Below are 22,991 nucleotides of genomic sequence, written 5' to 3' on the forward strand. Positions count from 1 at the left end.
GGTCGTGGCGGTCGGCGCGGTCCCGGACGCGGAGAGAGAGGACTCATGTCGGACGATGCCGGCGGCGGACGGGGACATGACCTGCGGCTGGCGGCCCCCGCCCTGGGCGCCTGGGCGTCGGCATGGGCGTTGCTGGGCGCCGCGCCGGCGATCGCGTACGCCGTGGCGCTCGTGGGCGCCGTCGTCGGCGTGCCGTCGGCCCTCGGCCGCCCGCTCGGACGCCGAGGCGGCCTTCGCCCCGCGGCGGGCCGGGGCGGGATCCCCTCCGCGTCGCTCGGCCGGCTCGCGGGCGCGGTGCTGGTGTGCGTGGCCGCATCGGCCGCCGGGACGGGGCTGCGGGTCTCGGCGGTGAGCTCCGGGCCGGTGCGCCACTACGCCGAGGCGGACGCCCGGGTGGAGCTGGAGGCGGTCCTCACCGGCGATCCCCGGTCCAAGCGCTCGAAGGGGCGCACGATCACGCTGGTGCAGGCGCGGGCCGAACGGGTGCGCGCCGCGGACCGGACGGTCGCGGTGCGGGTCCCCGTCCTGCTGATCGCCATGGACCCCGCCTGGCGGAGCCTGACCCCCGGGCAGCGGGTGCGGGCGACCGCCCGGCTGTCCCCGCCCCGACGCGCCGAGCTCCTCGCCGCCGTCGGGATCGTCCGCGGACCGCCGCGGCCGATCGGCGAGCCGCCGGCCGTGCAGCGGGCCGCGGAGACGGTGCGGGCCAAGCTTCGGGACGCCGCCGCCGTGCTCCCGGCGGACCAGGGCGCGGTGCTGCCGGGCATGGTCGTCGGGGACACCTCACGGCTGCCCCCTGAGCTCGCCGAGGACTTCGCCGACGCGGGGCTCACCCACCTGCTGGTCGTCTCCGGCGCGAACCTGGCCCTGGTGTCCGGGGCGGTGCTGGCGGTCTGCCGGTTCGTCGGGCTCGGCCGCAGAGGCGCGCCGGTGCCGGCCGCGATGGCGCTGCTGGCCTTCGTCGTCGTCGCCCGCCCGGAGCCCAGCGTCCTGCGCGCGACGGTGATGTCGCTGATCGGCCTGCTGGCGTTCATGACCGGCCGGGAACGCCAGGGGGTGCCGGCGTTGAGCGCGGCGGTGCTGCTGCTGGTCCTGCTGGACCCGGGACTGGCGCGTTCGCATGGGTTCGCGCTGTCCGTGCTGGCCACCGGAGGGCTGCTGATCGTGGCCCCGCGTTGGCGGGAGCGCCTGCGGGGCAGGCTGCCCGGCCCGGTGGCGGAAGGACTGGCCGCCACGGCGGCCGCCCAGCTGGCCTGCCTGCCCGTCCTGGTGATGATCACCGGTGAGATCGCGGCGGCGTCGCTCGCCGCCAACCTGCTGGCCATGCCCGCGGTCCCGGTGGCCACCCTGCTCGGCGCCCTCACCGCGGCGATCGCCCCGCTGGCGATGCCGGTGGCGAAGGTGACGGTGCGGCCCGCCGGGCTGGCGGTCGGCTGGATCGTCGGCGTCGCCCGCGTCACCGCCGAGACGCCGTACGCCACCCTGCCCTGGTGGGACGGCGCCACCGGGGCGGTCGCCGTGCTGTTCGCCGGAGCGGCGGGCTGGCTGCTGTGGCGTCATCGCCCGATGCTCGTCCTGGTCGCGGCGGCTCTCACCGGGGTGGTCGCCGCCGGACTGCTCATGCGGATCACCGCGCCGGACTGGCCCCCGGAGGGCTGGCGGTACGTGGCCTGCGACGTGGGGCAGGGCGACGCCGGAGTGCTGTTCGCGGGCCCGGGACAGGCGGTCGTCGTGGACGCCGGCCCGGATCCCGATCGCATCGACTCCTGCCTGGACGGGCTCGGCGTCCGTGCGGTCCCGCTGCTCGTCCTCACCCATCCGCACGCCGACCACGTCGACGGTGCGCCGGGCGTCCGCCGCGGACGCACCGTCGGAACGGTGGTGATCAGCGCCCGCAGCCACGGCGGGGAGGGCCGTCGTCTGTCGGCGTCGTCGATCCGCCCGGCCGTGGCGGGTCATCGATGGCGCATCGGCGACCTCTCCCTGGAGGTCCTCGCCCCGGCCCCGGGGCCCGCCCCGCTCTCTGCGGCCGACGGTGAGGCCGTCAACAACGCCGGCGTCGTGCTGCTCGCCCGCCGGCCGGGCTTCAGCGCCCTGTTGACCGGCGACATAGAGATCGACGCCCAGCGGGCCCTCCTTCCGCATGTCCCACGGGTCGAGCTCCTCAAGGTCCCCCACCACGGCGCCCGATACCAGGAGCCCGCCTTCCTGGCCGCCACCCGGTCGGCGATCTCCGTCATCTCCGTGGGGGCGGACAACGACTACGGTCATCCCGCCCCCGGCACCCTGGCCCTCCTGCGCCGCCTCGGCATGCGCGTCTACCGCACCGACCTGCACGGCGACATCGCCGTCGCCGTCACCCCTCGCGGCCTCACCGTCACCACACGGCGTCTTCCGCGCGGAGAGGAGAACGCAGGAGACCGCCGCCGATCGGGAGAGCGGAGCGAGCACGGGTGAGCGCGGGTGGGCACGGCGCCCGGACCGCGGAACCGGACCGGAACACGGAAAGGCTCCGCGAGAGGGGCCGGACCTCCCCTCATTCCTGCCCGGCGAATTTGCGATTTCATTGCATGCATTTCGGACTTATCCGCATTTTTAAAGGGTGAAGAGTGACGGAGGCAACTCTTTCCTCGTGAGTTTTTAAGCAACCGGCGCGAGAGAATCGGTGTCTAACGCAGTGGTGGGGTCGGCCACTCTCCCCTCCCCCCATGGCCGACCCCACCCCTGAGAAGCCCTCTCCGGCGGGTGCGGGAGGTCCGGCCGGGCGGCGCGTCCCGCAAGGCGCCGCCCGGCCGGGGGCGGACGGCGTCCCGCGACGTCCATGGCGGGCGGTCGCGCCGCGGAGCGGGTGGGGGCGATGACACCGCCCGGCGCCCTCGGCCCGGCCGGCCCGCGACCGCCCGCGGGGACCCGGCGCTCGCCCGCGGGGACCCGGCGACCGGTCGCGGGGATCGGCATGAGCGCGTGGGGGCGTGGCATGCTGCTGGGGTGCCTGCGGATGCGTTGACGCTGATCGTCGGGGATGAGGAACTGCTCGTGGAACGGGCGGTCGGTGAGGTGATCGCCGCCGCGCGGAAGGAGGATCCGGAGACCGAGGTCATCGAGCTGACGCCGGGGGGCCTGGAGCCGGGACGGCTGGCCGAGCTGACCTCGCCGTCGCTGTTCGGCGGAGGGAAGGTCCTGGTGCTGCGCTCGGCGCAGGACCTGGGCAAGGACCTGATCGCCGAGGTGGTCGCCTACGCCGAGCGGCCGGCGGAGGACGTCGCGCTGGTGGCGGTGCATCCGGGGGGCGCCAAGGGCAAGGCGCTGGTCGACGGGCTGACCAAGGCGGGCGCGCGCAAGGTGCAATGCTCCAAGATCACCAAAGCGGCCGAGCGGCTCGCGTTCGTCCGGGCCGAGGTCCGGCGGTGCGGGGGAACGATCGGCGAGGACGCGGCGCGGAGCCTGGTCGAGGCGGTCGGGAGCGATCTGCGGGAGCTGGCCGCCGCCTGCAGCCAGCTGGTCGCCGACACCGGCGGCAAGATCAACGATGAGGCGGTGGCCCGGTATTACCGGGGACGGGCCGAGGTGAGCGGCTTCACCGTCGCCGACAAGGCCGTGGAGGGCAAGCTCTCCGAGGCGCTGGAGCAGCTCCGGTGGGCGCTGGCGACCGGGGTCTCGCCGGTGTTGATCGTCAGCGCGCTGGCGCAGGGGATCCGCGGGCTGGCGAAGGTCGGCGGCGCCCCGCGCGGGGCGCGCGGAGCCGGTCTGGCCAAGGAGCTCGGCATGCCGCCGTGGAAGATCGAGCGTCTGCAACGGCAGCTCCGCGGCTGGTCGGCGGAGGGCGTGGCCCAGGCCCTCACCGCGGTCGCCGAGGCCGACGCGCAGGTCAAAGGCGGCGCGACCGACCCGGCCTACGCCCTGGAGAAGGCGGTCGCCCGGATCGTCGCCGCCCGCGGAGCCCGCTGACCCCGCGACGCCGCCCGGCGAGGCCGGGGAGGGCACGGAGCCGGGGAGGCGCGGTCGCCGCGCGGAAAATGATTTTCCCCGGCGGGGGCGTTCGGCTCATTCTGGGGAAATGGCGAATGCAGTACAACCCCGGCTCGGAGTGGATTTCGGGCGCGTGATCCAGGGAGGAGGGCTCGCGGACGACGGAGCCTCGGACACCGTCTTCCTCAGCGGTGATCTGGAGCAGGCGCTGCGCACCCCCGCCACGGACGGCGCCTTCGAGACCCTGGGCCGGCTCGCGGAACTGTTCCGGGGCCGCGTGTGGATCATCTCCAAGTGCGGCCCGGTCACCGAACGGAAGACGCGCCTGTGGCTGGACCGGCACCGGTTCTGGGAGCGCACCGGGATCCCCGAGGGAAACCTCCGCATCTGCCGCAGGCGGGCGGAGAAGGCCGTGCACTGCGCCGAGCTCGGGATCACCCACATGGTCGACGACCGCCTGGACGTCCATCGGGCCCTCCGCGGCGTCGTCGAGCACCGGTACCTCTTCGGCCCGCAGCGCACCCTCGTGCCCGACTGGGTCGAGCACACCCTCACCTGGGCGGACGTCGAGACCGCCGTGAAGGCGGACTTCGAGCCGGCGTCCTGAGAGCCGGCGGCGCCCGCCGTGCCGCCGACGCGCCCATGACGACCCCCCGACGACCCCCGCGGCGATCCCGCGGTGTGCGGGCCCGCGTCGCGGCGACCCGTCCGGTGCCGGATCTCACACGGATCTCACGCCTCGCCGGCTCGGGCGAGGGAGACGTCGCCGAGGGCGGCCCGGGGTCTTTCAGACGGTGAGGACAAAGCGAAGACGCCGCAACCGATGCGGGTGCGGCGTCTGAATCCGTGCGGCGTCACTCGCCGGCGGCGGCCTTCTGGAGGGCGGCGGCGCGCTTGGCGATGGCCGACTTGCGGTTGGCGGCCTGGTTCTTGTGGATGACGCCCTTGCTGGCGGCCTTGTCGAGCTTGCGGGCGGCGTACCGCTGCAGCTCGATCGCCTTCTCGACGTCGCCGGCCTCGGCGGCCTCGCGGAACTTGCGGATCGCCGTCTTCAGCTCGGACTTGACGGCCTTGTTGCGCAGGCGGCGCTTCTCGTTCTGCTTGTTCCGCTTGATCTGGGACTTGATGTTCGCCACGTCGTAGTGCCTCAGCTTGGTCGCAATCCACGCCCGCCTCGACCGGCGGGCTCCAACGGGAAAACGTGGCGGCGGTGCTCGCGGCACGGCGCTACGCCACACGCAGTCGTACAGACTACCAACCTGCGATCCCGCATCCCAAACCGGAGCGGGCGTCGCGGCCGTTCAACAATAGCGGGCGACGCCTGAGGACGCAGAGGCGATACGGGAACGGCGCGGAAAGCGCCGGGGAGGGCGAGAACGGCGAGGACGGGCCAAGGCCGGCGAAGACGGGGGAGGGCGGGAACGGCGTGGTCGGGGCGGGGACGGGGTGAGGACGGGGCCGCCGCCGCGCCGCGTCCGCGCCTCCGACCCCGGCGGGAGGGCGCGGACGCGACCCGGGACGGACCACGGCGGGGGACATGGGACTATGGAAGGCGGTAGGAATCCATCCCTTGCGAGTTGTCGAACGGATCCCGGTGCCCAGGCCTGAGCCCAACAAGACCGATCCCGCGATCATCCGGAACTTCTGCATCATCGCGCACATCGACCATGGGAAGTCGACCCTGGCCGACCGGATGCTGCAGCTGACCGGAGTGGTCGAGGAGCGCCAGATGCGGGCGCAGTACCTCGACCGGATGGACATCGAGCGCGAGCGCGGCATCACCATCAAGAGTCAGGCGGTGCGGCTGCCCTGGCAGGACCCCGACGGGCGCGAGTACGTGCTCAACCTGATCGACACCCCTGGGCATGTGGACTTCTCCTACGAGGTGTCCCGGTCGCTGGCGGCCTGCGAGGGCGCGGTGCTGCTGGTGGACGCCGCGCAGGGGATCGAGGCGCAGACGCTGGCCAACCTGTACCTGGCGCTGGACGCCGACCTGCACCTGATCCCGGTCCTCAACAAGATCGACCTGCCCGCCGCCCAGCCCGACAAGTACGCCGAGGAGCTGGCCGGGATCCTCGGCTGCGACCCCTCCGACGTGCTGCGGGTGTCCGGCAAGACCGGCGAGGGCGTGCCCGAGCTGCTCAACCGCATCGTGGAGACGGTCCCGCCGCCCAGCGGCGACCCCGACGGCCCGGCCCGGGCGTTGATCTTCGACTCGGTCTACGACACCTATCGCGGCGTGGTGACGTACGTGCGGGTCGTGGACGGTCACCTGAGCAGCCGCGAGAAGAGCCTGATGATGTCCACCGGCGCGGCCCACGAGACCCTCGAGGTCGGGGTGATCTCACCGGAGCCCAAGCCGGTCGACGGGCTCGGCGTCGGCGAGGTGGGCTACCTGATCACCGGAGTGAAGGACGTCCGGCAGGCCCGCGTCGGCGACACCGTCACCGCGGCCTCCGACCCGGCGCCCGAGCCGCTCGGCGGCTACCAGGATCCCAAGCCGATGGTGTTCTCCGGGCTGTACCCGGTGGACGGGGACCAGTACCCCGAGCTCCGCGACGCCCTGGACAAGCTGCGGCTCAACGACGCCGCGCTGATCTACGAGCCGGAGACCTCGGCCGCGCTGGGCTTCGGGTTCCGCTGCGGCTTCCTGGGCCTGCTGCACATGGAGATCGTCCGGGAACGGCTGGAGCGGGAGTTCGACCTGTCGCTGATCGCCACCGCCCCGAACGTGGTCTACCGGGTGGTGATGGAGGACGGCACCGAGCACACCGTCACCAACCCCAGCGAGTTCCCGTCCGGCAAGATCGCCGCGGTGTACGAGCCGGTGGTCAAGGCCACCATCCTCACCCCCAGCGAGCACATCGGCGCGATCATGGAGCTGTGCCAGGGGCGCCGCGGCTCCCTGCAGGGCATGGACTACCTGTCGGAGGATCGCGTCGAGATCCGCTACACCATGCCGCTCGGCGAGATCATCTTCGACTTCTTCGACCAGCTCAAGTCCCGTACCCGCGGCTACGCCTCCCTGGACTACGAGCCCAGCGGCGAGCAGGAGGCCGATCTGGTCAAGGTGGACATCCTGCTGCAGGGCGAGTCGGTGGACGCCTTCAGCCAGATCGTGCACCGGGACAAGGCCCGCGAGTACGGCGTGATGATGACGGGCAAGCTCAAGGAGCTGATCCCGCGGCAGCAGTTCGAGGTGCCCATCCAGGCGGCGATCGGCTCCCGCGTCATCGCCCGGGAGAACATCCGCGCCCTCCGCAAGGACGTTCTCGCCAAGTGCTACGGCGGCGACATCTCCCGCAAGCGCAAGCTGCTGGAGAAGCAGAAGGAGGGCAAGAAGCGGATGAAGACCATCGGCCGGGTCGACGTGCCGCAGGAGGCCTTCGTCGCCGCCCTGTCCACCGGCGGTCCGGCCGGCGACAAGGCCAAGAAGTGAGTCCTCGCCCCCCGGTCCGGCCCGGCGGCTCCGGCGGCCCGGCCGGACCGAGGGGGGCGTCCGGCCGCGGGACGCCCGATCGGGGCGGCCGGGCGGCCCGGTCGGGCGGCGCGGTGACCCGGATGCCGCCTCCTCTCCCGGGCGGTGGGAAACCGGCCCTCTGCGCCAAGGATCGGTAAATCTCCGCCTACGCGCCGTTGTGGTCACGACACTGTGTGTCGTGGGTCATTCACTTCTGCATCAGATCCTCGTCTCCAACCTCGTCGTCCCCGTGGCCCTGGCCGAGACCGCCGACGTCCGGTCGCTGACCGGGTGCGGCGTCGAACTGGCCGACGACACCTGGCTGCGCGCCGACCTGGTGGTCTGCCGCACCGAGCAGTGCGACGGCGAGCGGTGGCGCGTGAAGGGGCCGCCGCTGCTGGCGGTGGAGGTGGCCTCGCCGGCCTCACGGGCCCGCGACCTGGGCGCCAAGAAGGACGCCTACCAGCGGTTCGGGGTCCCGCATTACTGGGTGATCGACCCGGACGGGGACGAGCCCACGGTGCGCGTCCACGAACTCCTCGACGGCGTGTACGCCGAGACCGTCCGGATCGGCCCGGGCGGACGTCACGAGGTGACCGCACCACTGCCGATCGAACTGGCGCACGAGACGATCTTCGACGAGTCGTCCCGCTGGGCGGGGCGCTGGAGGAGGAGCAGCATGGAGCACATCGGGCCCGACCTGCCGTCGTGCGAGGAGCCGATCCTGGTCGACGCGTTCGGACACCGCTGGCCGACCGGCGCGGAGAAGGTGGAGCTGGAGGACGGCTGCCCGATCTTCTACGGGGAGTGGGACGAGCGGGACGTGGCGATCGCCGAGCGCACCTACCCCGGCCGGGTGGTGCGCCTGGACCAGCCCGCCGGCCGGCCCGGCACCCTCACCATCCTGCCCGGTCCCGAGCCCGTCGCCTGAGCCCGGCGGGCCCGGCGGCTACTTCAGCAGCCGCCAGGCCACGAACGCGGGCACCGTGACGTCCCGCCCGCGGTTCACCGCGATCGAGGCACGGATCAGGAAGAACATGACCACGGCGGTGTAGGCCAGCGGGATGACCGCCAGGGCGTCCGCCGCCTGGATGAGCAGGAAGCCCACGATCCACACCACCAGCGCGCCGATCGCGATGTTCAGGCCCTGCCGGGCGTGCCTGCGCACGTACGGCGACCGGCCCTTCAGCATCAGGACCAGCAGCGGGGCGAGGGCCGAGACCAGGAACTGCGCCAGGTAGGCCATCAATGCCCAGTTCTGCTCATCGGGCGTGGGCGGGCCGTACGACGCCTGCGGGGCCGGTCCGCCCATGGGGGCGGGCGGCGGCGGGGCGTACGGGCCGGGCGGCTGCTGCTGTTGCCACGGTGCCTGCTGCCCGTACCCCGGCTGAGGGCCGGGACCCGGGGCCGGCGGGGGAGCGTAGGCCATGGCGGACTCCTCTCACAGGGTCCCCTCGGGAGGTTCTGTCGCAGTCTATGAGTGTCCAGACGGCTACCCGGTTCACCGCCGCGGCCGCCTCGCCCGAAAAACGATCAAGCCGCCGGCGGGGTCAGCGACGCTCCGGCGAAGCGTCCGTCCGCCGCCTCTCGCCGGTCCCGCTCGTGCAGCACCAGGCCGAGCCCGGGGACCCGCCGGCGGCCGGGCAGCGCGACCACCTCGTGGCCGAGGCCGCGCAGCAGCCGCACCACGTCCTCGGCCGGCTCGTCCAGCAGGTCGATGCCGTTCAGCCGCAGCCGCAGCGGGGGGTTGCCGCCCCAGCCGGGCGGGCGTTCGGCGAACACCTCGCCGATCCGCTCGCTGCCGTCCGGGTGACGCTCGGTGGAGACCGCCAGCCGGCCCCGGCCCACCCGCACCGAGCGGTGCCCCGCCCAGCCGCACAGGAACCGGTCCTGCGGCGGGGGGGATCCGCACGAGCGCGCCACCGCCTCCAGGGTGCTCCACGCGTCCGCCGCCGTCGTGTCGAACAGCAGCGACGCCCGGGGCAGCAGCGCCCCGCGCCCGGGGACCAGCGTGACCACGAACGGGGCGACTCCGCCGGGGAAGCGCGCCGGGTCCGGCTCCCGCAGGGTCACCAGCCCTTCCCAGCAGATCGGCTCGTCGATCTCCAGCCAGACGATGTCGGCCTCCCTGCCGAACATCTCGAAGCACCGGTCGGTCAGCAGCATCCCGACGCGCTCCCGCAGCGACTCGGCGATCTCCCGCAGCCTGCGCCGCCACCAGGCGGGCTCGCCGTCCCGAGGGCCCCCCGAGCGCCAGTAGACCCCGCCGCCGCCCAGCGGGATGCGCTCCTCGCCTCCGTCGCCGCTGACGACGACGCAGTGCCAGCCCTCGTCGTCGCCGCGCAGCACGACGCGCACGGGCGCGCGCGCGTCCTCGTTCCCCATGTCGCCCCCCGCCTTCGTCGCGCCGACCCGGCACCCGGTCGAACGCCCTACAGCTCACAAAAGGTACGCACTCACCGCAGGCCCGAGGGAATGCGGGAGTGCCGTCAGGGATCAACGAGTGCGGCTCCCACAACGCGACCGTAAGGAGCGATAGCGTCGGACACAAGCTCGCGGCCCAGGAGGTTCCAGTGACCCAGCCTGACCAGGTCTTGCGCTCGCCCAAGGAGCGACGGACCGTGGAGAGCGCGGTGCGGGCGCTGTCCGCCGTCGCGCCCCCGGGGTGGCGGCGGCTGAACTTCGCCTACTACGCCACGGTCGGGATCGACAGCGTGTCCTTGGAGGCGGTCTGCATGGACGGCAGCGTCCGCTCGCTCGTGCCGCCGGGCCGCGCCGTGGCGTACATGGACGAGCTGCGCACCGACACCTACCGCCGGGACAAGGGCGCATGGTTCACCGCCCGGCTCGGCATCGAACGGTCCGGGCGCTACAGCGTGGAGTTCGACTACGACAACGAGCCCGACTTCCGGCCCCGGCTGAGCGCCTCCGCCTACGCGCTGGACCTGGACCGCTTCCCCCGCTCCCGCGAGCACATCCCCGACTGGCTGCGCGCCAAGCTCCGCGAGGCGTCCGGCGGGACCGGCTGACGACCGGGGCACCCCTTCGCGGCGGGCAGACTGGAGGGGTGCCCGCGACCCTGCCCGATGGCGATCCCGTGCCCGCCGACGGCGCGCTGCCCGCAAACGCCCTGGAGGGGCTGGGCGAGCGACCGTTCGCGTTCTACGTGCACGTGCCGTTCTGCGTGACGCGCTGCGGCTACTGCGACTTCAACACCTACACGGCCGCCGAGCTGGGGCCGGGCGCGAGCCGCGAGTCCTACGCCGACACCGCCGTCGCCGAGATCAGGCTGGCCCGCAGGGTGCTGGGCGACGCCGAGCTGCCGGTGCGGACGGTGTTCTTCGGCGGCGGGACCCCCACCCTGCTGCCGCCCGAGGACCTGGGGCGGATCCTGGCCGCGATCGACGCCGAGTTCGGCCTGGCCGCCGACGCCGAGGTCACCACCGAGGCCAACCCCGAGACCCTCGACGAGGGATATCTGGCCGCGCTGCGCGCCGCCGGGTTCACCCGCCTCTCCTGCGGGATGCAGAGCGCGCGCGAGCACGTGCTGGCGGTGCTGGAGCGCGCCCACACCCCCGGCCGCGTCCCGCAGGTCGTGCGGTGGGCGCGCCGGGCCGGGTTCGAACACGTCAACCTGGACCTGATCTACGGCGCTCCGGGGGAGACCGACGAGGACTGGCGGGCCTCGCTGGAGGCCGCGCTGGAGGCCGGTCCCGACCATGTGTCCGCGTACGCGCTCATCGTGGAGGAGGGCACCCGGCTGGCCGCCCAGGTGCGGCGCGGCCGGCTGCCCGCCCCCGACGACGACGCGATGGCCGACCGCTACCTGATGGCCGACGAGCTGCTGGGCGCCCACGGCCTGCGGTGGTATGAGATCTCCAACTGGGCGAGCGGTCCGCGGTCCGTCTGCCGGCACAACCTGCTGTACTGGACCGGCGCCGACTGGTGGGGCGTGGGGCCGGGCGCGCACAGCCACATCGGCGGCACCCGCTGGTGGAACGTCAAGCATCCCGCCGCCTACGCCGCCCGGCTGGCCGAGCGGCGCAGCCCCGCGCACGCCCGTGAGGTCCTCGACGCCGAAGAGCGCCGCACCGAGCGCGTCATGCTGGAGCTGCGGCTGGCCGAGGGCTGCCCGCTCGACCTGCTGGACGACGCGGCGGTGCGGCGGGCCGTCGCCGACGGCCTGCTCGAGCCCGCCGCCTACGAGCGGGGCCGGGCGGTCCTCACCCTGCGCGGCCGGCTGCTGGCCGACGCCGTCGTCCGCGACCTCCTCTGAGCGGGGGCGGGGCGGTCCCGGCGCGCCCGGCGGGGCCGCCGCCGAGGACTAGGGGGAGGACGGGGGAGCGGTCACGAAGTCGATGAGCTCTTCGACGCGCCCCAGCAGCGCCGGCTCCAGATCCCGGAAGTCCCGCACCGCGTCGAGGATCCGACGCCATGCCGCCCCCACGTCCGCGGGCCAGCCGAGCGCCCGCAGCACCCCCTCCTTCCAGGGCTCCCCGGGCGGCACCTCGGGCCATGCGGCCAGCCCCAGCACCGACGGTTTGACCCCCTGCCAGACGTCGACGAACGGATGCCCGGTCACCAGGACGTAGGGGGAGGCGACCCGGGCGGCGATGCGGCTCTCCTTGGAGCCGGGGACGAGATGGTCCACCAGCACGCCCAGCCGGCGGTCCGGGCCGGGGGCGAACTCCTCCACCGCCGCCGGGAGGTCGTCCACCCCCTCCAGGCACTCCACCACCACGCCCTCGACGCGCAGGTCGTGGCCCCAGATCTTCTCCACCAGCTCCGCGTCGTGCCGGCCCTCGACGTAGATCCGGCTCTGCCGGGCCACTCGGGCGCGCAGGCCGCGGACCGCGATCGAGCCGGACGCCGACCGCATCGGCCGGTCGTCGCGGCGCGCCGGGCGCGGCCGGACCAGCGTCACCGGCTCGCCGTCCAGCAGGAATCCCGCCTCGGCCAAGGGGAACACCCGGCGTCTGCCGAACCTGTCCTCCAGCGTCACGCCCTGCTTGTCACAGGCGACCACCGCCCCGCAGAACCCGCTGTCGGGGTCCTCCACCACCAGGCCGGGTTCGGCCGGGACCGTGGGGATCAGTCCTTTGCGGGGCCTCCGCCAGTCCCCGGCCAGCACGTCATCGCCGTAGTCTTTGCTGCGCACGGACGGGACTGTAACGGCGCGGACCGTCGGCCGTCCGGATCTTGCGCGCCCCCTCGCACCGTCCTCGCGCGGCGTTCCGTCGGGCTCCGCCGGGGCGCGCGGTGAGGGCGAAGGATACCGCGCCGACCCCTCCGGCAGCAGCCGAATCGCCGTAGACTTGGCACTCGGGGGGAAGGAGTGCCAGTATGCGGGCCGCAAGGAGGTGACCACGTGCTCGACGACCGCAAACTCGCGGTGCTGCGCGCCATCGTCGAGGACTACGTGTCCACCAACGAGCCGGTGGGCTCCAAGGCGCTGGCGGAACGGCACGGCCTGGGCGTCTCGCCGGCGACCATCCGTAACGACATGGCGGTGCTGGAGGAGCAGGGCTACATCACCCAGCCCCACACCAGCGCCGGACGGGTCCCCACCGACAAGGGATACCGGCTGTTCGTGGACCGGTTGTCGACGATCAAGCCCCTGTCGGCCGCCGAACGGCGGGCCATCGAGACGTTCCTGAACGGCGCCTACGACCTCGACGACGTGGTCAGCCGGACGGTGCGGCTGCTGGCACAGCTGACCCGGCAGGTGGCGGTGGTGCAGTACCCCTCGCTGTCGCGCTCTTCGGTCCGGCACGTGGAGCTGGTGCCGGTGGCCGAGAAGCGGCTGCTGCTGGTGCTGATCACCAACACCGGGCGGGTGGAGCAGCGGGTGATCGAGATCCCCGCCGACGTCTCCGAGGAGTCGGTCTCCAAGCTGCGCGCCCTGCTCAACTCATGCCTGGACGGCTGCCTGCTGGCCGAGGCCCCGACCGCGGTGGCCGACCTGCCCGAACAGGTCCCGCCCGACGACCGGCCGGTCGCCGCCACCGTGCTGTCGGTGCTGCTGGAGACCCTGGTTGACAAGCACGAGGAGAAGGTCGTCTTCGGCGGCGCGGCCAATTTGGCGCACGTGGACTTCTCCCAGAGCCTGCGGGATGTGCTGGAAGCCCTGGAAGAGCAAGTGGTGCTGATGCGCCTGCTCGGGGAGGTCGGCGATTCGTCTAGTCTGACGGTACGGATCGGCACGGAGAATCAGCACGAACGGCTGCGGTCCACCTCCGTGGTGGCCGCCGGTTACGGCGTCGGCGATCAGGCACTGGCCCGGCTGGGCGTGCTCGGGCCGACGCGGATGGACTACCCCAGCACGATGGGAGCGGTACGGGCAGTGGCACGTTACGTTGGACAGATCCTCGCGGGGTCGTAAGTGGCGCGCGACTACTACGCGATCCTGGGGGTGCGCCGCGACGCGAGCCCGGACGAGATCAAGAAGGCCTATCGGCGGCTCGCGCGCGAACTCCACCCGGACGTCAATCCGGACCCGGAGACCCAGGAGCGTTTCAAGGAGATCACCCAGGCCTACGAGGTGCTCTCCGACCCGAAGAAGCGGGAGATGTACGACCTGGGCGCGGACCCGTTCGCGCCGGGCGGGGGCGCCGCGGGCGGCGCCGGCTTCGGTGCGACGGGCTTCCCGTTCAGCGACATCATGGACGCCTTCTTCGGGAGCACGACCTCCCGGGGACCGCGCAGCCGCGCCCGGCGCGGTCGCAACGCCACGCTGAGGGTGGAGCTGGATCTGGCCGAGACCGCGTTCGGCACCACCCGCGAGCTGGCCATCGACACCGCCGTGGTGTGCACCACCTGCTCCGGCGCCGGGACCGCGCCCGGCACCCACCCGGAGACCTGCGAGACCTGCCACGGCCGCGGCGAGGTCCAGCAGGTCACCCGGTCGTTCCTGGGACAGGTGATGACCTCCCGGCCCTGTCCGCACTGCGGCGGCTACGGCAGCGTGATCCGGCACCCGTGCCCGGAGTGCTCCGGCGACGGCCGGGTCCGCACCCGCCGCACCATCAAGGTGCGGATCCCCGCCGGCGTGGAGAACGGCACGCACATCCAGCTGGCCGGCGAGGGCGAGGTCGGCCCCGGCGGCGGCCCGGCCGGAGACCTGTTCCTGGAGATCGTCGAACGCCCCCACCCGATCTTCGAACGGGAGGGCGACGATCTGCACTGCACCGTGCAGATCCCGATGACGGCCGCGGCGCTGGGCACCCAGGTGGTCATCGAGACCCTGGACGGCCCCGAGGAGGTCGACATCCGTCCCGGCACCCAGTCCGGGCAGGTGATCCCGCTGTACGGGCGGGGCGTGCGGCACCTCAACGAGTCGGGCCGCGGCGACCTGCTGATCCATGTGAACGTCGAGACGCCCACCAAGCTGGACGAGGAGCAGGAGGAGCTGCTGCGCCGGCTGGCCAAGCTGCGCGGCGAGGAACGCCCGCCCGGCAAGTTCGCCCCCGGCCAGCAGGGCTTCTTCTCCCGCCTCCGGGACGTCTTCAACAGCCACTAGTGAGCCCGCTTCGACACCGGCACCGCCTTCCCCCGCCCTCCGCCGCGGCGCGCCGTGAGGGGGCCCGCCCGTCCGTCCGGCTCCCGGCGGAGGGGAGCGGACACGGCCCGCGGCGGGGGCGGATGTGAGCGCCCCCGTCTTCCTGACCGAGACCGCTCGCCTGGCGGCCGACCGGGTCGTCCTGGACGGCCCGGAGGGCAGGCACGCGGTCACCGTCCGCCGCCTGCGCCCGGGCGAACGCGTGGACCTCACCGACGGCGCCGGCCTGCTGGCCGAGGGCGTGGTCGCCGCGGTCGAGGGCAAGGACCGTCTGGTGGTGGAGGTGCGGGCGCGCCACCGGCACGATCCGCCCAGTCCCCGGCTGACGGTCGTCCAGGCCCTGCCCAAGGGCGACCGCGGGGAGCTGGCCGTGGAGACCATGACCGAGGTCGGGGTCGATGAGATCGTGCCCTGGCAGGCCGCCCGCTGCATCACCCGCTGGCGGCCCGACCGCAGGGACAAGGCGCTGGGCCGCTGGCGCTCGACCGCCCGGGAGGCCGCCAAGCAGTCCCGTCGCAGCCGCCTGCCCCGCATCGCCGACCTGGCCGACACGGCTCAGGTCGCCGCCCGGCTGGCCGCCGCCGACCGCGCCCTCGTGCTCCACGAGGAGGCGACTCTCCCCCTGCGCGCCGTGGACCTGCCCGACGCCGGGGACATCGTCGTCGTGGTCGGCCCCGAGGGCGGCATCACCGACGAGGAGCTGGAGCGGTTCGCCGACTCCGGCGCGGTCTCCGTCCGTCTCGGCCCCACCGTCCTGCGCACCTCCACCGCCGGCGTCGCCGCCGCGGCGGTCCTGCTCAGCTCCGTCGGCCGCTGGTGAACCCCCTCCCGGGACGCCTCGGCCGACAGGCGGCTCGACAGGCGGTGCGCGGCGCGGCGTCGTCCTGAGCCGGGACCGGCCGGCGCCGCCCGCAGGCCGCGCCGTCCGTCTCGACGGTCGGCGGGACGGCCTGGAGCGCGCCCGCGCCGCCGAAGGTCAGGGAGAGCCCGTCTGGCCCGGGGCGGGGGACGGCGAGGAGTCCTCCGGCGGCTCGGGGGAGGAGGTGGGGACGTCCGGGCCGGTGGTGGGGGTCCCGGGGCCGTCGCCGTCGGACGGCGGATCGCTGGGACGGGGGCAGGGGCTCGGCGGCGCCGTGGGCGTCGATGTGGCGCGGGCGGAGGAGACGGCGATGTCGCGGCCGCCGTCGGGCGCGCAGGCGACGTTCGCCGGTGCGCCGGAGGGCTCGGTGGGCCCCGGTGAGACGGGGACCCCGGGGGGACGGTCGGGGTCCGCCGGAGAGGCGGGGCCGCCGGAGGGCTGCCGGGACTCGGAGCCGGAGGCGGCGGCCACGGAATCGTCCCGGCTCTCGGGGAGGCCGCGGTCCCCGGCGGAGGTGATGCGGTCGATGGTCTGAGGCGCCGACACCCCCAGCGCCACGATCAGCATGACGCCGGCCACGGCGAGGATCGGCCGGGCCCAGCCGGCGGTGAAGGGCCGCAGCCGGTCGGGCAGCCACAGCGCCGGGTCCCACGTCCGGGTCTTCGAGCGCCGCTCGATCCCGGCCCGGATGCGTTCCAGGCCGTCTGGAGCGGGCTCGACCTTCTCCGCCTCCGCGTGCAGCGCACGGCGCAGGATCTCGCCGTACTTGTCGTCGGGGTCGGTGGTCATGACAGTTGCTCCAGGACGTTGCGCAGGGCGGCCATGCCGCGGGCGGTGTGGCTCTTGACGGCACCGCGGCTGATGCCCATCACACGGGCGATCTCGGCTTCGGACAGGTCTGCGTAGTAGCGCAGGACGAGCGCCTCGCGTTGCCGGGCGGGCAGCTTGGCCAGGGCATCGATCACCGCGCTGCGCTCCAGCTCGTTGATGGCGCCGTGCTCGGCGCTGGGAGCGTCGGGCAGCCCCTTGGGGGCGTACTTCTCCACCACGGCACGGTGCCGCAGCACCGAACGCGAGCGGTTCACCACCGCCTGGCGCAGGTACGACAGCGCCTTGTCGGGGTCGCGCAGGCGCCGCCACCCCCCGTGCATGGCGATGAACGCCTCCTGGACGACCTCCTCGGCGGTGGCGACGTCGCGCACCAGCATGGCGGCCAGCCGTACCAGAGGACGGTAGTTGGACGCATACAGCGCGGTCACGGCCTGGTCGGCGTCCCAGGAGACGGACATCGCCCCGGCCGTGCCCCTGGCCACGAGGGTCTCGGTCACATCCGTGGGACGCGTTCCCTCGCCGTCCGGTTTACGAAAGGGCATGTTCCCGTGGTGCCTCGGTCCTGATATCCGCCGCCTTTACCGCCTCCCAGGCGTCCATGACTGAACACTCCGGTACGGCGTCAACAGCCGAACCCCGCCCTTTCGCGACGTGCGCCGAACATGCGCCGAGCGCCCGCGAACCGGGGGGTTCGTCGCCCTGCAACCTTAGCCAGCCGACGCCGCTCCCGCCGCCCACAAAGGGCATTTGCCTCCTCTCCGGGCGGTTCGCGTCGCCGTCGGGGCGAGCGGGACGCGGAAAACGATCCCGGGCGTCGCCCGGATAAGGCCGGCGGCGCCGCTCTACGGCCGTCGGACGGCTCGGTAAAATGCCCACCTGGCCAACGGTCCGGCGGCGTTCCGCCGCCTCGGCGAGCCCAAAGGGAGCCTGCCCGTGTCCACGTCGGACTGCCTGTTCTGCAAGATCGTCTCCGGTGAGGTGCCGGCAAAGATCGTCCGGGAGTCGGAGCGCACCGTGGCGTTCCGCGACATCAACCCGCAGGCGCCCACCCATGTGCTGGTCATCCCGCGCGAGCACCACCCCAACGCGGCGGCGCTGGCCGCCGCCGACCCCGCCCTGCTGGGCGAGGTGCTGACCGAGGCGCACCGGGTCGCCGTGGACGAGGGCATCGCCGACTCCGGCTACCGGCTGGTGTTCAACACCGGTGCGCAGGCCGGGCAGACGATCTTTCACGTGCACGTCCATGTGCTCGGCGGCCGCGACCTGAACTGGCCTCCGGGCTGATCGGCCCCGGAAAAATGGTCGAGCGCGGGGTCCTCGCCCGTCGGTACCATGGAGGCGAGCACCGGATCAATCGTGAGAGAAGGCAGGTCAAAAGGCCGTAAGGCCGGCTGATGGTGGAAATCACGCGCACGGGGGCCGCAGGCCGCGGGGACGGTCAGGTCTCCCAAGTCAAGATCGTGGTGCCGGATGACCACTCCATGGTGAGCCTGCTGGGGTCCCGTGACGAGCTGCTGCACGTCATCGAACGTGCCTTTCACAGCGACATCCACGTCCGGGGCAACGAGATCACCGTGACCGGCCCTGAGGACGAGGGCGAACTGGTCTCCCGGCTGTTCTCCGAGCTGCTCGCGCTGCTCGCCAGCGGCGCCCAGCTCACCCCTGACGCGGTGGAACGGAGCCTGGCGATGTTGCGCTCGGAGACGGCCGAGTCCCCTGCCGAGGTCCTCACCCTGGACATCCTGTCCGGCCGGGGCCGCACGATCCGCCCCAAGACGCTCAACCAGAAGCGTTACGTCGACGCCATCGACAAGCACACGATCGTGTTCGGCATCGGCCCGGCCGGGACCGGCAAGACGTACCTGGCCATGGCCAAGGCGGTCAGGGCGCTGCAGGACAAGCAGGTCAACCGGATCATCCTGACCCGTCCCGCGGTGGAGGCGGGGGAGCGGCTGGGCTTCCTGCCCGGCACCCTGTACGAGAAGATCGACCCGTATCTGCGGCCGTTGTACGACGCGCTGCACGACATGGTCGACCCCGACTCCATCCCCCGGCTGGTCAGCGCGGGCACCATCGAGGTGGCGCCGCTGGCGTACATGCGCGGACGCACCCTCAACGACTCGTTCATCATCTTGGACGAGGCGCAGAACACCTCGCCCGAGCAGATGAAGATGTTCCTGACCCGGCTGGGCTTCGGCTCCAAGGTCGTGGTCACCGGCGACGTCACCCAGGTGGACCTGCCCAGCGGCCAGCGCAGCGGCCTGGAGGTGGTGCAGGAGATCCTCGAGGGCATCGACGACATCCACTTCTGTCGGCTGACCGCGGGCGACGTGGTGCGCCACAAGCTGGTCACGCGGATCGTGGAGGCCTACGACCGGTTCGATCGGCAGGCTCCCGCCGAGGTCAAGCAGGCCCGCGGCGGCCCTCGCAAACGGCGGTGAGCCGATGAGCATCGAGATCGTCAACGAGTCCGGCGTCGAGGTCGACGAGCAGCGGCTGGCCCGGCTCGCCCGGCACGTGCTGGACGGACTGCAGGTGCATCCGCTGGCGGAGCTGTCGGTGCTGCTGGTGGACGAGCCGGCGATGAGCGAGCTGCACGAGAAGTGGATGGGCGAGCCCGGCCCCACCGACGTGCTGGCGTTCCCCATGGACGAGCTGCGGCCCGGCCATCAGCCCGGCGGCTCCTCCGACGACGAGGCGGCCGACCCGGCGCTGCTCGGCGATGTGGTGCTGTGCCCGGCGGTGGCCGCCCGCCAGGGCGCCGAGGCCGGCCACGGCACCCTGGCCGAGCTGGATCTGCTGTGCACCCACGGCATCCTCCACCTGCTGGGGTACGACCACGCCGAGCCCGAGGAGCACAAGGAGATGTTCGACCTGCAGGCGCGGTTGCTGCGCTCCTGGCAGGACGAACGCTCCGGGACATGAGGCCCTCCGCCGCCCCGGCGGCCGGCCGGGGCCTGTCCTGCGCCGGGCGGATCGCGGACGGGTGAACGGGGTGGAGCGATGAGCACGGCGCACGGCTGGCTGGTGGCCATCGCGGGCGGGCTGGTCGTGGTGGCGGGGCTGCTGGCCAGCGTGGAGGCCGCGCTGACCACGGTCTCCCGGGTCCGGGTGGAGACGCTGGCCCGGGAGGGCCGCCGGGGCGCCGACCTGCTGACCGAGGTGATCGCCGACCCGGCCCGCTACCTCAACCTGGTGCTGCTGCTGCGGATCAGCTGCGAGCTGGCGGCCACGGTGATCGTGGCGGACCTGTGCATCTCCTGGCTGGCCGAGGGCTGGCCGGCGTACGCGGCGGCCGCCCTGATCATGATCGTGGTGATCTACGTGGTGGTCGGGGTGGGGCCGCGCAACCTGGGCCGCCACCACGCCGACCGGATCGCGTTGGCCGGGGCGGCGGTGATCCATCCGCTCGCCCGGGTGCTGGGCCCGCTGCCGAGGCTGCTGATCTGGGTGGGGAACGCGCTGACCCCGGGCAAGGGGTTCCGGGAGGGGCCGTTCGCCACCGAGGCGGAGCTGCGCGACCTGGTCGACCTGGCCGAGCAGCGCAGCCTGATCGAGCCGGACGAGCGCCAGATGATCCACTCGGTGTTCGAGCTGGGCGACACGCTGGTCCGCGAGGTGATGGTGCCGCGCACCGACATCGTGTTCATCGAGCGCGGCAAGACGCTGCGGCAGGCGCTGTCGCTGGCGCTGCGCAGCGGGTTCTCCCGGATCCCGGTGGTGGGCGAGAACGAGGACGACGTGGTCGGCATCGTCTACCTCAAGGACGTCGTGCGGCGCATCCACGAGCGTCCCGACCGGGAGTCGACCGAGCGGGTGGAGTCGGTGATGCGCCCGGCCACCTACGTGCCCGACAGCAAGCCCGTCGATGAGCTGCTGCGCGAGATGCAGGCGCAGCAGACCCACGTGGCCATCGTGATCGACGAGTACGGCGGCACCGCCGGGCTGGTCACCATCGAGGACATCCTGGAGGAGATCGTCGGGGAGATCACCGACGAGTACGACCGGGAGATCCCGCGGGTGGAGTGGCTGGAGGAGGGCGAGCGGGCGCGGGTCACCGCCCGGCTGCCGGCTGATGAGCTGGGCGAGCTGTTCGGCGTGGAGATCGACGTGGAGGAGGTGGACACGGTCGGCGGGCTGCTGGCGTACGCGCTGGGCCGGGTGCCGATCGAAGGGTCCACCGCCACCGTGGCGGGACTGGAGCTGACCGCCGAGAGCATCGCCGGCCGCCGCAACCGGATCGGGACCGTGCTGGTGCGCCGCCTGCCGGAGACCGAGTCCTCCGGCCGGGACGCCGGCTCGGCGGACTCGGCGCGGGCCCGGGGCTGACCGCGGCGATGCGGCCTTAGGCTTGGGGATCGTGAGCGAGATCAGTGCCGAGGACGCGAAGATCATCACGCTGGCCCGGTCCTCCCGGGCCCGCACCGGCGCCGCCGAGGGGGCGGCCGTGCGCGACGAGACCGGCCGGACCTATGCGGCCGCCAGCGTGGAGCTGCCCTCGCTGAAGCTGTCGGCGCTGCAGGTCGCGGTGGCCATGGCGGTGTCCAGCGGCGCCGAGGACCTGGAGGCCGCCGCCGTGGTCACCGCCGCCGAACAGATCCCGGACGCCGACGTCGCGGCGGTTCGCGACCTGGGCGGCGGGGCGCCGATCCTGCTCGCCGCCCCCGACGGGACGCTGCGCGCCACGCTGAAGCCCTGATGAAGCCCTGAGAAGGCCCTCACGGCTCCCGTGGGACCGCCCTCCGCGGCCCGGGGAGCCGGGCCGGGGCGGACGCGTCCGGCGAACCGATCAGGCGGCCGGGTAGGCGACAATCGAGGGGTGACATCGCCGCAGACCACGACCGACACGACCACCGGTGGCTTCAAGTCCGGGTTCGCCTGTTTCATCGGGCGCCCCAACGTGGGCAAGTCGACCCTGATGAACGCCCTGGTCGGCACCAAGGTGGCGATCACCAGCAGCCGCCCGCAGACCACCCGGCGGGCCATCCGCGGCATCGTGCACCGGCCCGACGCCCAGCTGGTCATCGTGGACACCCCCGGCCTGCACAAGCCGCGCACCCTGCTGGGGGAACGGTTGGACAGCCTGGTGCGCTCCACCTTGACCGAGGTGGACGTGATCGGGTTCTGCGTGCCGGCCAACGAGAAGATCGGGCCCGGCGACCGGTTCATCGCCCGGGAACTGGCCAACGTGCGCAAGACCCCGGTGGTGGCCATCGTCACCAAGACCGACCTGGCCGACCGCCGGCAGATCGCCGAGCAGCTGGTGCGGGTGGAGCGGCTCGGCGACTTCGCCGAGATCGTCCCGGTCTCCGCGGTGGACGGCTTCCAGGTGGACCTGCTCGCCGACCTGCTCATCTCGCGTCTGCCGGAGGGCATGCCGCTGTATCCGGAGGGCGACCTCACCGACGAGCCCGAGCACATCCTGGTCGCCGAGCTGATCCGGGAGGCGGCGCTGGAGGGCGTCCGCGACGAGCTGCCGCACTCCATCGCCGTCGTGGTGGATGAGATGACGCCCCGGGAGGGGCGGGACGACCTGATGGACGTGTACGCCCACCTGTTCGTGGAGCGCCCCAGCCAGAAGGCCATCGTGATCGGCCGCAAGGGCGCCCGGCTCCGCGAGGTGGGCACCGCCGCCCGCAAGCAGATCGAGGCGCTGCTGGGGGTCCGGATCTATCTGAACCTGCAGATCAGCGTCGCCAAGGACTGGCAGCGCGATCCCAAGCAGCTTCGCCGTCTGGGCTTCGACGGGTGAGCGGCGGCGACGGGAGCGGGCTCAGCGGCGGGTCAGGGCCAGGCCGGTGAGCAGGAGCGCGGCGACCAGGCACAGGAACCAGCCGTAGTCGAGGGCCAGCTCCAGCTCGGCGCCCAGCCTCGGCGCGGTGGCCGACTCCGAGCCGGGCGGCCACGAGAAGGGCGAGCCGTATGTCGAGCCGTACCCGGTGTGGATCCGCTCTGCGCGCAGCAGGAAGAGCAGGCACGCCAGCAGGGACAGCCCGGCCGGGACGGCGGCGAGCATGCCGATCCGGTGCTCGGCGGCCAGCGCCCCCCAGCCGAGCATGACGATCGCGACCACGGCGAGCACCGGGACGACCTGGGCGGTCCCGTCCAGGTTGACCCCCGCCGCGGAGACCGGATCGGTGCTCACCGTCATGCCGAACACGTGCACGCGGGGCCGCATCCTGGCCCACGGCAGGAACGGCGACACCAGCAGGGCCAGGGCGGTGAGCAGGCGGGCCGCCGTCCAGGCCGGCGCGGGGGAGGGGCGGGGCCGCGGCGCGGGCGGCTCGGCGACGCCCCGCCCGGCGGGGGCCGCC

23 protein-coding genes are annotated in these 22,991 nt (G+C 73.2%); 16 read left to right on the forward strand and 7 right to left on the reverse strand.

Annotated elements, in window-relative coordinates; all coding sequences use genetic code 11:
- Nucleotides 1-45: 45 nt before the first annotated feature.
- The 3 genes from EIO00_RS20680 (at nt 46) to EIO00_RS20690 (ending at nt 4,576) form a co-directional block, all read left to right on the forward strand.
- The gene (locus EIO00_RS20680; RefSeq protein ID WP_140181506.1) at nt 46-2,457 is read left to right on the forward strand and encodes a ComEC/Rec2 family competence protein; all 2,412 of its coding nucleotides are present in this window, start codon (nt 46-48) and stop codon (nt 2,455-2,457) included.
- A gap of 531 nt (nt 2,458-2,988) precedes the next feature.
- Nucleotides 2,989-3,948 (forward strand): DNA polymerase III subunit delta, encoded by a 960-nt coding sequence (gene holA / locus EIO00_RS20685; protein WP_140181508.1) that lies wholly within the window; start codon nt 2,989-2,991, stop codon nt 3,946-3,948.
- Between the two features lie 154 nt (nt 3,949-4,102).
- Nucleotides 4,103-4,576, forward strand: coding sequence for a hypothetical protein (locus EIO00_RS20690; RefSeq protein WP_241661489.1), 474 nt, complete (start codon nt 4,103-4,105; stop codon nt 4,574-4,576).
- Nucleotides 4,577-4,823: 247 nt separating this feature from the next.
- On the opposite strand, the gene rpsT is transcribed toward EIO00_RS20690, so the two are convergent.
- Nucleotides 4,824-5,105: a 30S ribosomal protein S20 gene (gene rpsT, locus EIO00_RS20695; protein WP_140181512.1), complete on the reverse strand. Its 282-nt coding sequence runs from the start codon at nt 5,103-5,105 to the stop codon at nt 4,824-4,826.
- 458 nt (nt 5,106-5,563) lie between these two features.
- Here rpsT and lepA point away from each other — a divergent pair, with 458 nt between their 5' ends.
- Together lepA and EIO00_RS24885 are read left to right on the forward strand one after the other, a co-directional pair.
- Entirely contained in the window at nt 5,564-7,408 is a 1,845-nt protein-coding gene (lepA, locus tag EIO00_RS20700; protein WP_140181550.1) for a translation elongation factor 4, read from the forward strand.
- 220 nt (nt 7,409-7,628) lie between these two features.
- The gene (locus EIO00_RS24885) at nt 7,629-8,360 is read left to right on the forward strand and encodes a Uma2 family endonuclease (protein WP_241661490.1); all 732 of its coding nucleotides are present in this window, start codon (nt 7,629-7,631) and stop codon (nt 8,358-8,360) included.
- An 18-nt stretch (nt 8,361-8,378) separates the two neighbouring features.
- Here EIO00_RS24885 and EIO00_RS20710 read toward each other — a convergent pair whose 3' ends face one another.
- Both EIO00_RS20710 and EIO00_RS20715 read right to left on the reverse strand, forming a co-directional pair.
- Entirely contained in the window at nt 8,379-8,858 is a 480-nt protein-coding gene (locus EIO00_RS20710; RefSeq protein WP_140181514.1) for a DUF4870 domain-containing protein, read from the reverse strand.
- 104 nt (nt 8,859-8,962) lie between these two features.
- Nucleotides 8,963-9,814, reverse strand: a complete 852-nt coding sequence (locus tag EIO00_RS20715) for a hypothetical protein (RefSeq protein ID WP_140181516.1) — start codon at nt 9,812-9,814, stop codon at nt 8,963-8,965.
- 188 nt (nt 9,815-10,002) lie between these two features.
- Here EIO00_RS20715 and EIO00_RS20720 point away from each other — a divergent pair, with 188 nt between their 5' ends.
- Complete coding sequence (locus EIO00_RS20720; RefSeq protein ID WP_140181518.1) at nt 10,003-10,458, forward strand: antitoxin YezG family protein; 456 nt, start codon at nt 10,003-10,005, stop codon at nt 10,456-10,458.
- 38 nt (nt 10,459-10,496) lie between these two features.
- Nucleotides 10,497-11,705, forward strand: a complete 1,209-nt coding sequence (hemW, locus tag EIO00_RS20725; protein ID WP_140181520.1) for a radical SAM family heme chaperone HemW — start codon at nt 10,497-10,499, stop codon at nt 11,703-11,705.
- Between the two features lie 48 nt (nt 11,706-11,753).
- Here hemW and EIO00_RS20730 read toward each other — a convergent pair whose 3' ends face one another.
- The gene (locus EIO00_RS20730; RefSeq protein ID WP_140181522.1) at nt 11,754-12,587 is read right to left on the reverse strand and encodes a DUF3097 domain-containing protein; all 834 of its coding nucleotides are present in this window, start codon (nt 12,585-12,587) and stop codon (nt 11,754-11,756) included.
- A 210-nt stretch (nt 12,588-12,797) separates the two neighbouring features.
- Here EIO00_RS20730 and hrcA point away from each other — a divergent pair, with 210 nt between their 5' ends.
- From hrcA to EIO00_RS20745, 3 genes are all read left to right on the forward strand, one after another.
- Entirely contained in the window at nt 12,798-13,811 is a 1,014-nt protein-coding gene (hrcA, locus tag EIO00_RS20735; RefSeq protein WP_140181524.1) for a heat-inducible transcriptional repressor HrcA, read from the forward strand.
- Nucleotides 13,812-14,948, forward strand: coding sequence for a molecular chaperone DnaJ (gene dnaJ, locus EIO00_RS20740; RefSeq protein WP_140181526.1), 1,137 nt, complete (start codon nt 13,812-13,814; stop codon nt 14,946-14,948).
- 124 nt (nt 14,949-15,072) lie between these two features.
- Nucleotides 15,073-15,807, forward strand: a complete 735-nt coding sequence (locus EIO00_RS20745) for a 16S rRNA (uracil(1498)-N(3))-methyltransferase (protein ID WP_140181528.1) — start codon at nt 15,073-15,075, stop codon at nt 15,805-15,807.
- Between the two features lie 156 nt (nt 15,808-15,963).
- Here EIO00_RS20745 and EIO00_RS20750 read toward each other — a convergent pair whose 3' ends face one another.
- Entirely contained in the window at nt 15,964-16,635 is a 672-nt protein-coding gene (locus EIO00_RS20750) for a hypothetical protein (RefSeq protein WP_140181530.1), read from the reverse strand.
- The gene (locus EIO00_RS20755) at nt 16,632-17,219 is read right to left on the reverse strand and encodes a SigE family RNA polymerase sigma factor (RefSeq protein WP_140181532.1); all 588 of its coding nucleotides are present in this window, start codon (nt 17,217-17,219) and stop codon (nt 16,632-16,634) included. The genes EIO00_RS20750 and EIO00_RS20755 overlap by 4 nt, the downstream gene beginning before the upstream one ends.
- 391 nt (nt 17,220-17,610) lie before the next feature.
- Here EIO00_RS20755 and EIO00_RS20760 point away from each other — a divergent pair, with 391 nt between their 5' ends.
- From EIO00_RS20760 to era, 6 genes are all read left to right on the forward strand, one after another.
- The gene (locus EIO00_RS20760) at nt 17,611-17,961 is read left to right on the forward strand and encodes a histidine triad nucleotide-binding protein (protein ID WP_140181534.1); all 351 of its coding nucleotides are present in this window, start codon (nt 17,611-17,613) and stop codon (nt 17,959-17,961) included.
- A gap of 110 nt (nt 17,962-18,071) precedes the next feature.
- Nucleotides 18,072-19,118 (forward strand): PhoH family protein, encoded by a 1,047-nt coding sequence (locus tag EIO00_RS20765; RefSeq protein WP_140181536.1) that lies wholly within the window; start codon nt 18,072-18,074, stop codon nt 19,116-19,118.
- Nucleotides 19,119-19,122: 4 nt separating this feature from the next.
- Nucleotides 19,123-19,602 carry an rRNA maturation RNase YbeY gene (gene ybeY / locus EIO00_RS20770; protein WP_140181538.1) on the forward strand — a complete coding sequence of 160 codons (480 nt, stop codon included), beginning with the start codon at nt 19,123-19,125 and terminating at the stop codon, nt 19,600-19,602.
- 78 nt (nt 19,603-19,680) lie between these two features.
- A complete protein-coding gene (locus EIO00_RS20775; protein ID WP_140181540.1) occupies nt 19,681-21,006 on the forward strand; it encodes a hemolysin family protein in 1,326 nt (441 codons plus the stop codon).
- A 31-nt stretch (nt 21,007-21,037) separates the two neighbouring features.
- Nucleotides 21,038-21,376, forward strand: a complete 339-nt coding sequence (locus EIO00_RS20780; protein ID WP_140181542.1) for a cytidine deaminase — start codon at nt 21,038-21,040, stop codon at nt 21,374-21,376.
- A gap of 120 nt (nt 21,377-21,496) precedes the next feature.
- Complete coding sequence (gene era / locus EIO00_RS20785; protein ID WP_140181543.1) at nt 21,497-22,429, forward strand: GTPase Era; 933 nt, start codon at nt 21,497-21,499, stop codon at nt 22,427-22,429.
- A 21-nt stretch (nt 22,430-22,450) separates the two neighbouring features.
- Here era and EIO00_RS24275 read toward each other — a convergent pair.
- Nucleotides 22,451-22,991, reverse strand: a 541-nt coding sequence (locus EIO00_RS24275) for a hypothetical protein (protein ID WP_161602765.1), incomplete at its 5' end; no start/stop codon positions are given.

It is taken from the genome of Thermomonospora catenispora (assembly GCF_006363815.1).
Taxonomy (GTDB): Bacteria; Actinomycetota; Actinomycetes; order Streptosporangiales; family Streptosporangiaceae; genus Thermomonospora; species Thermomonospora catenispora.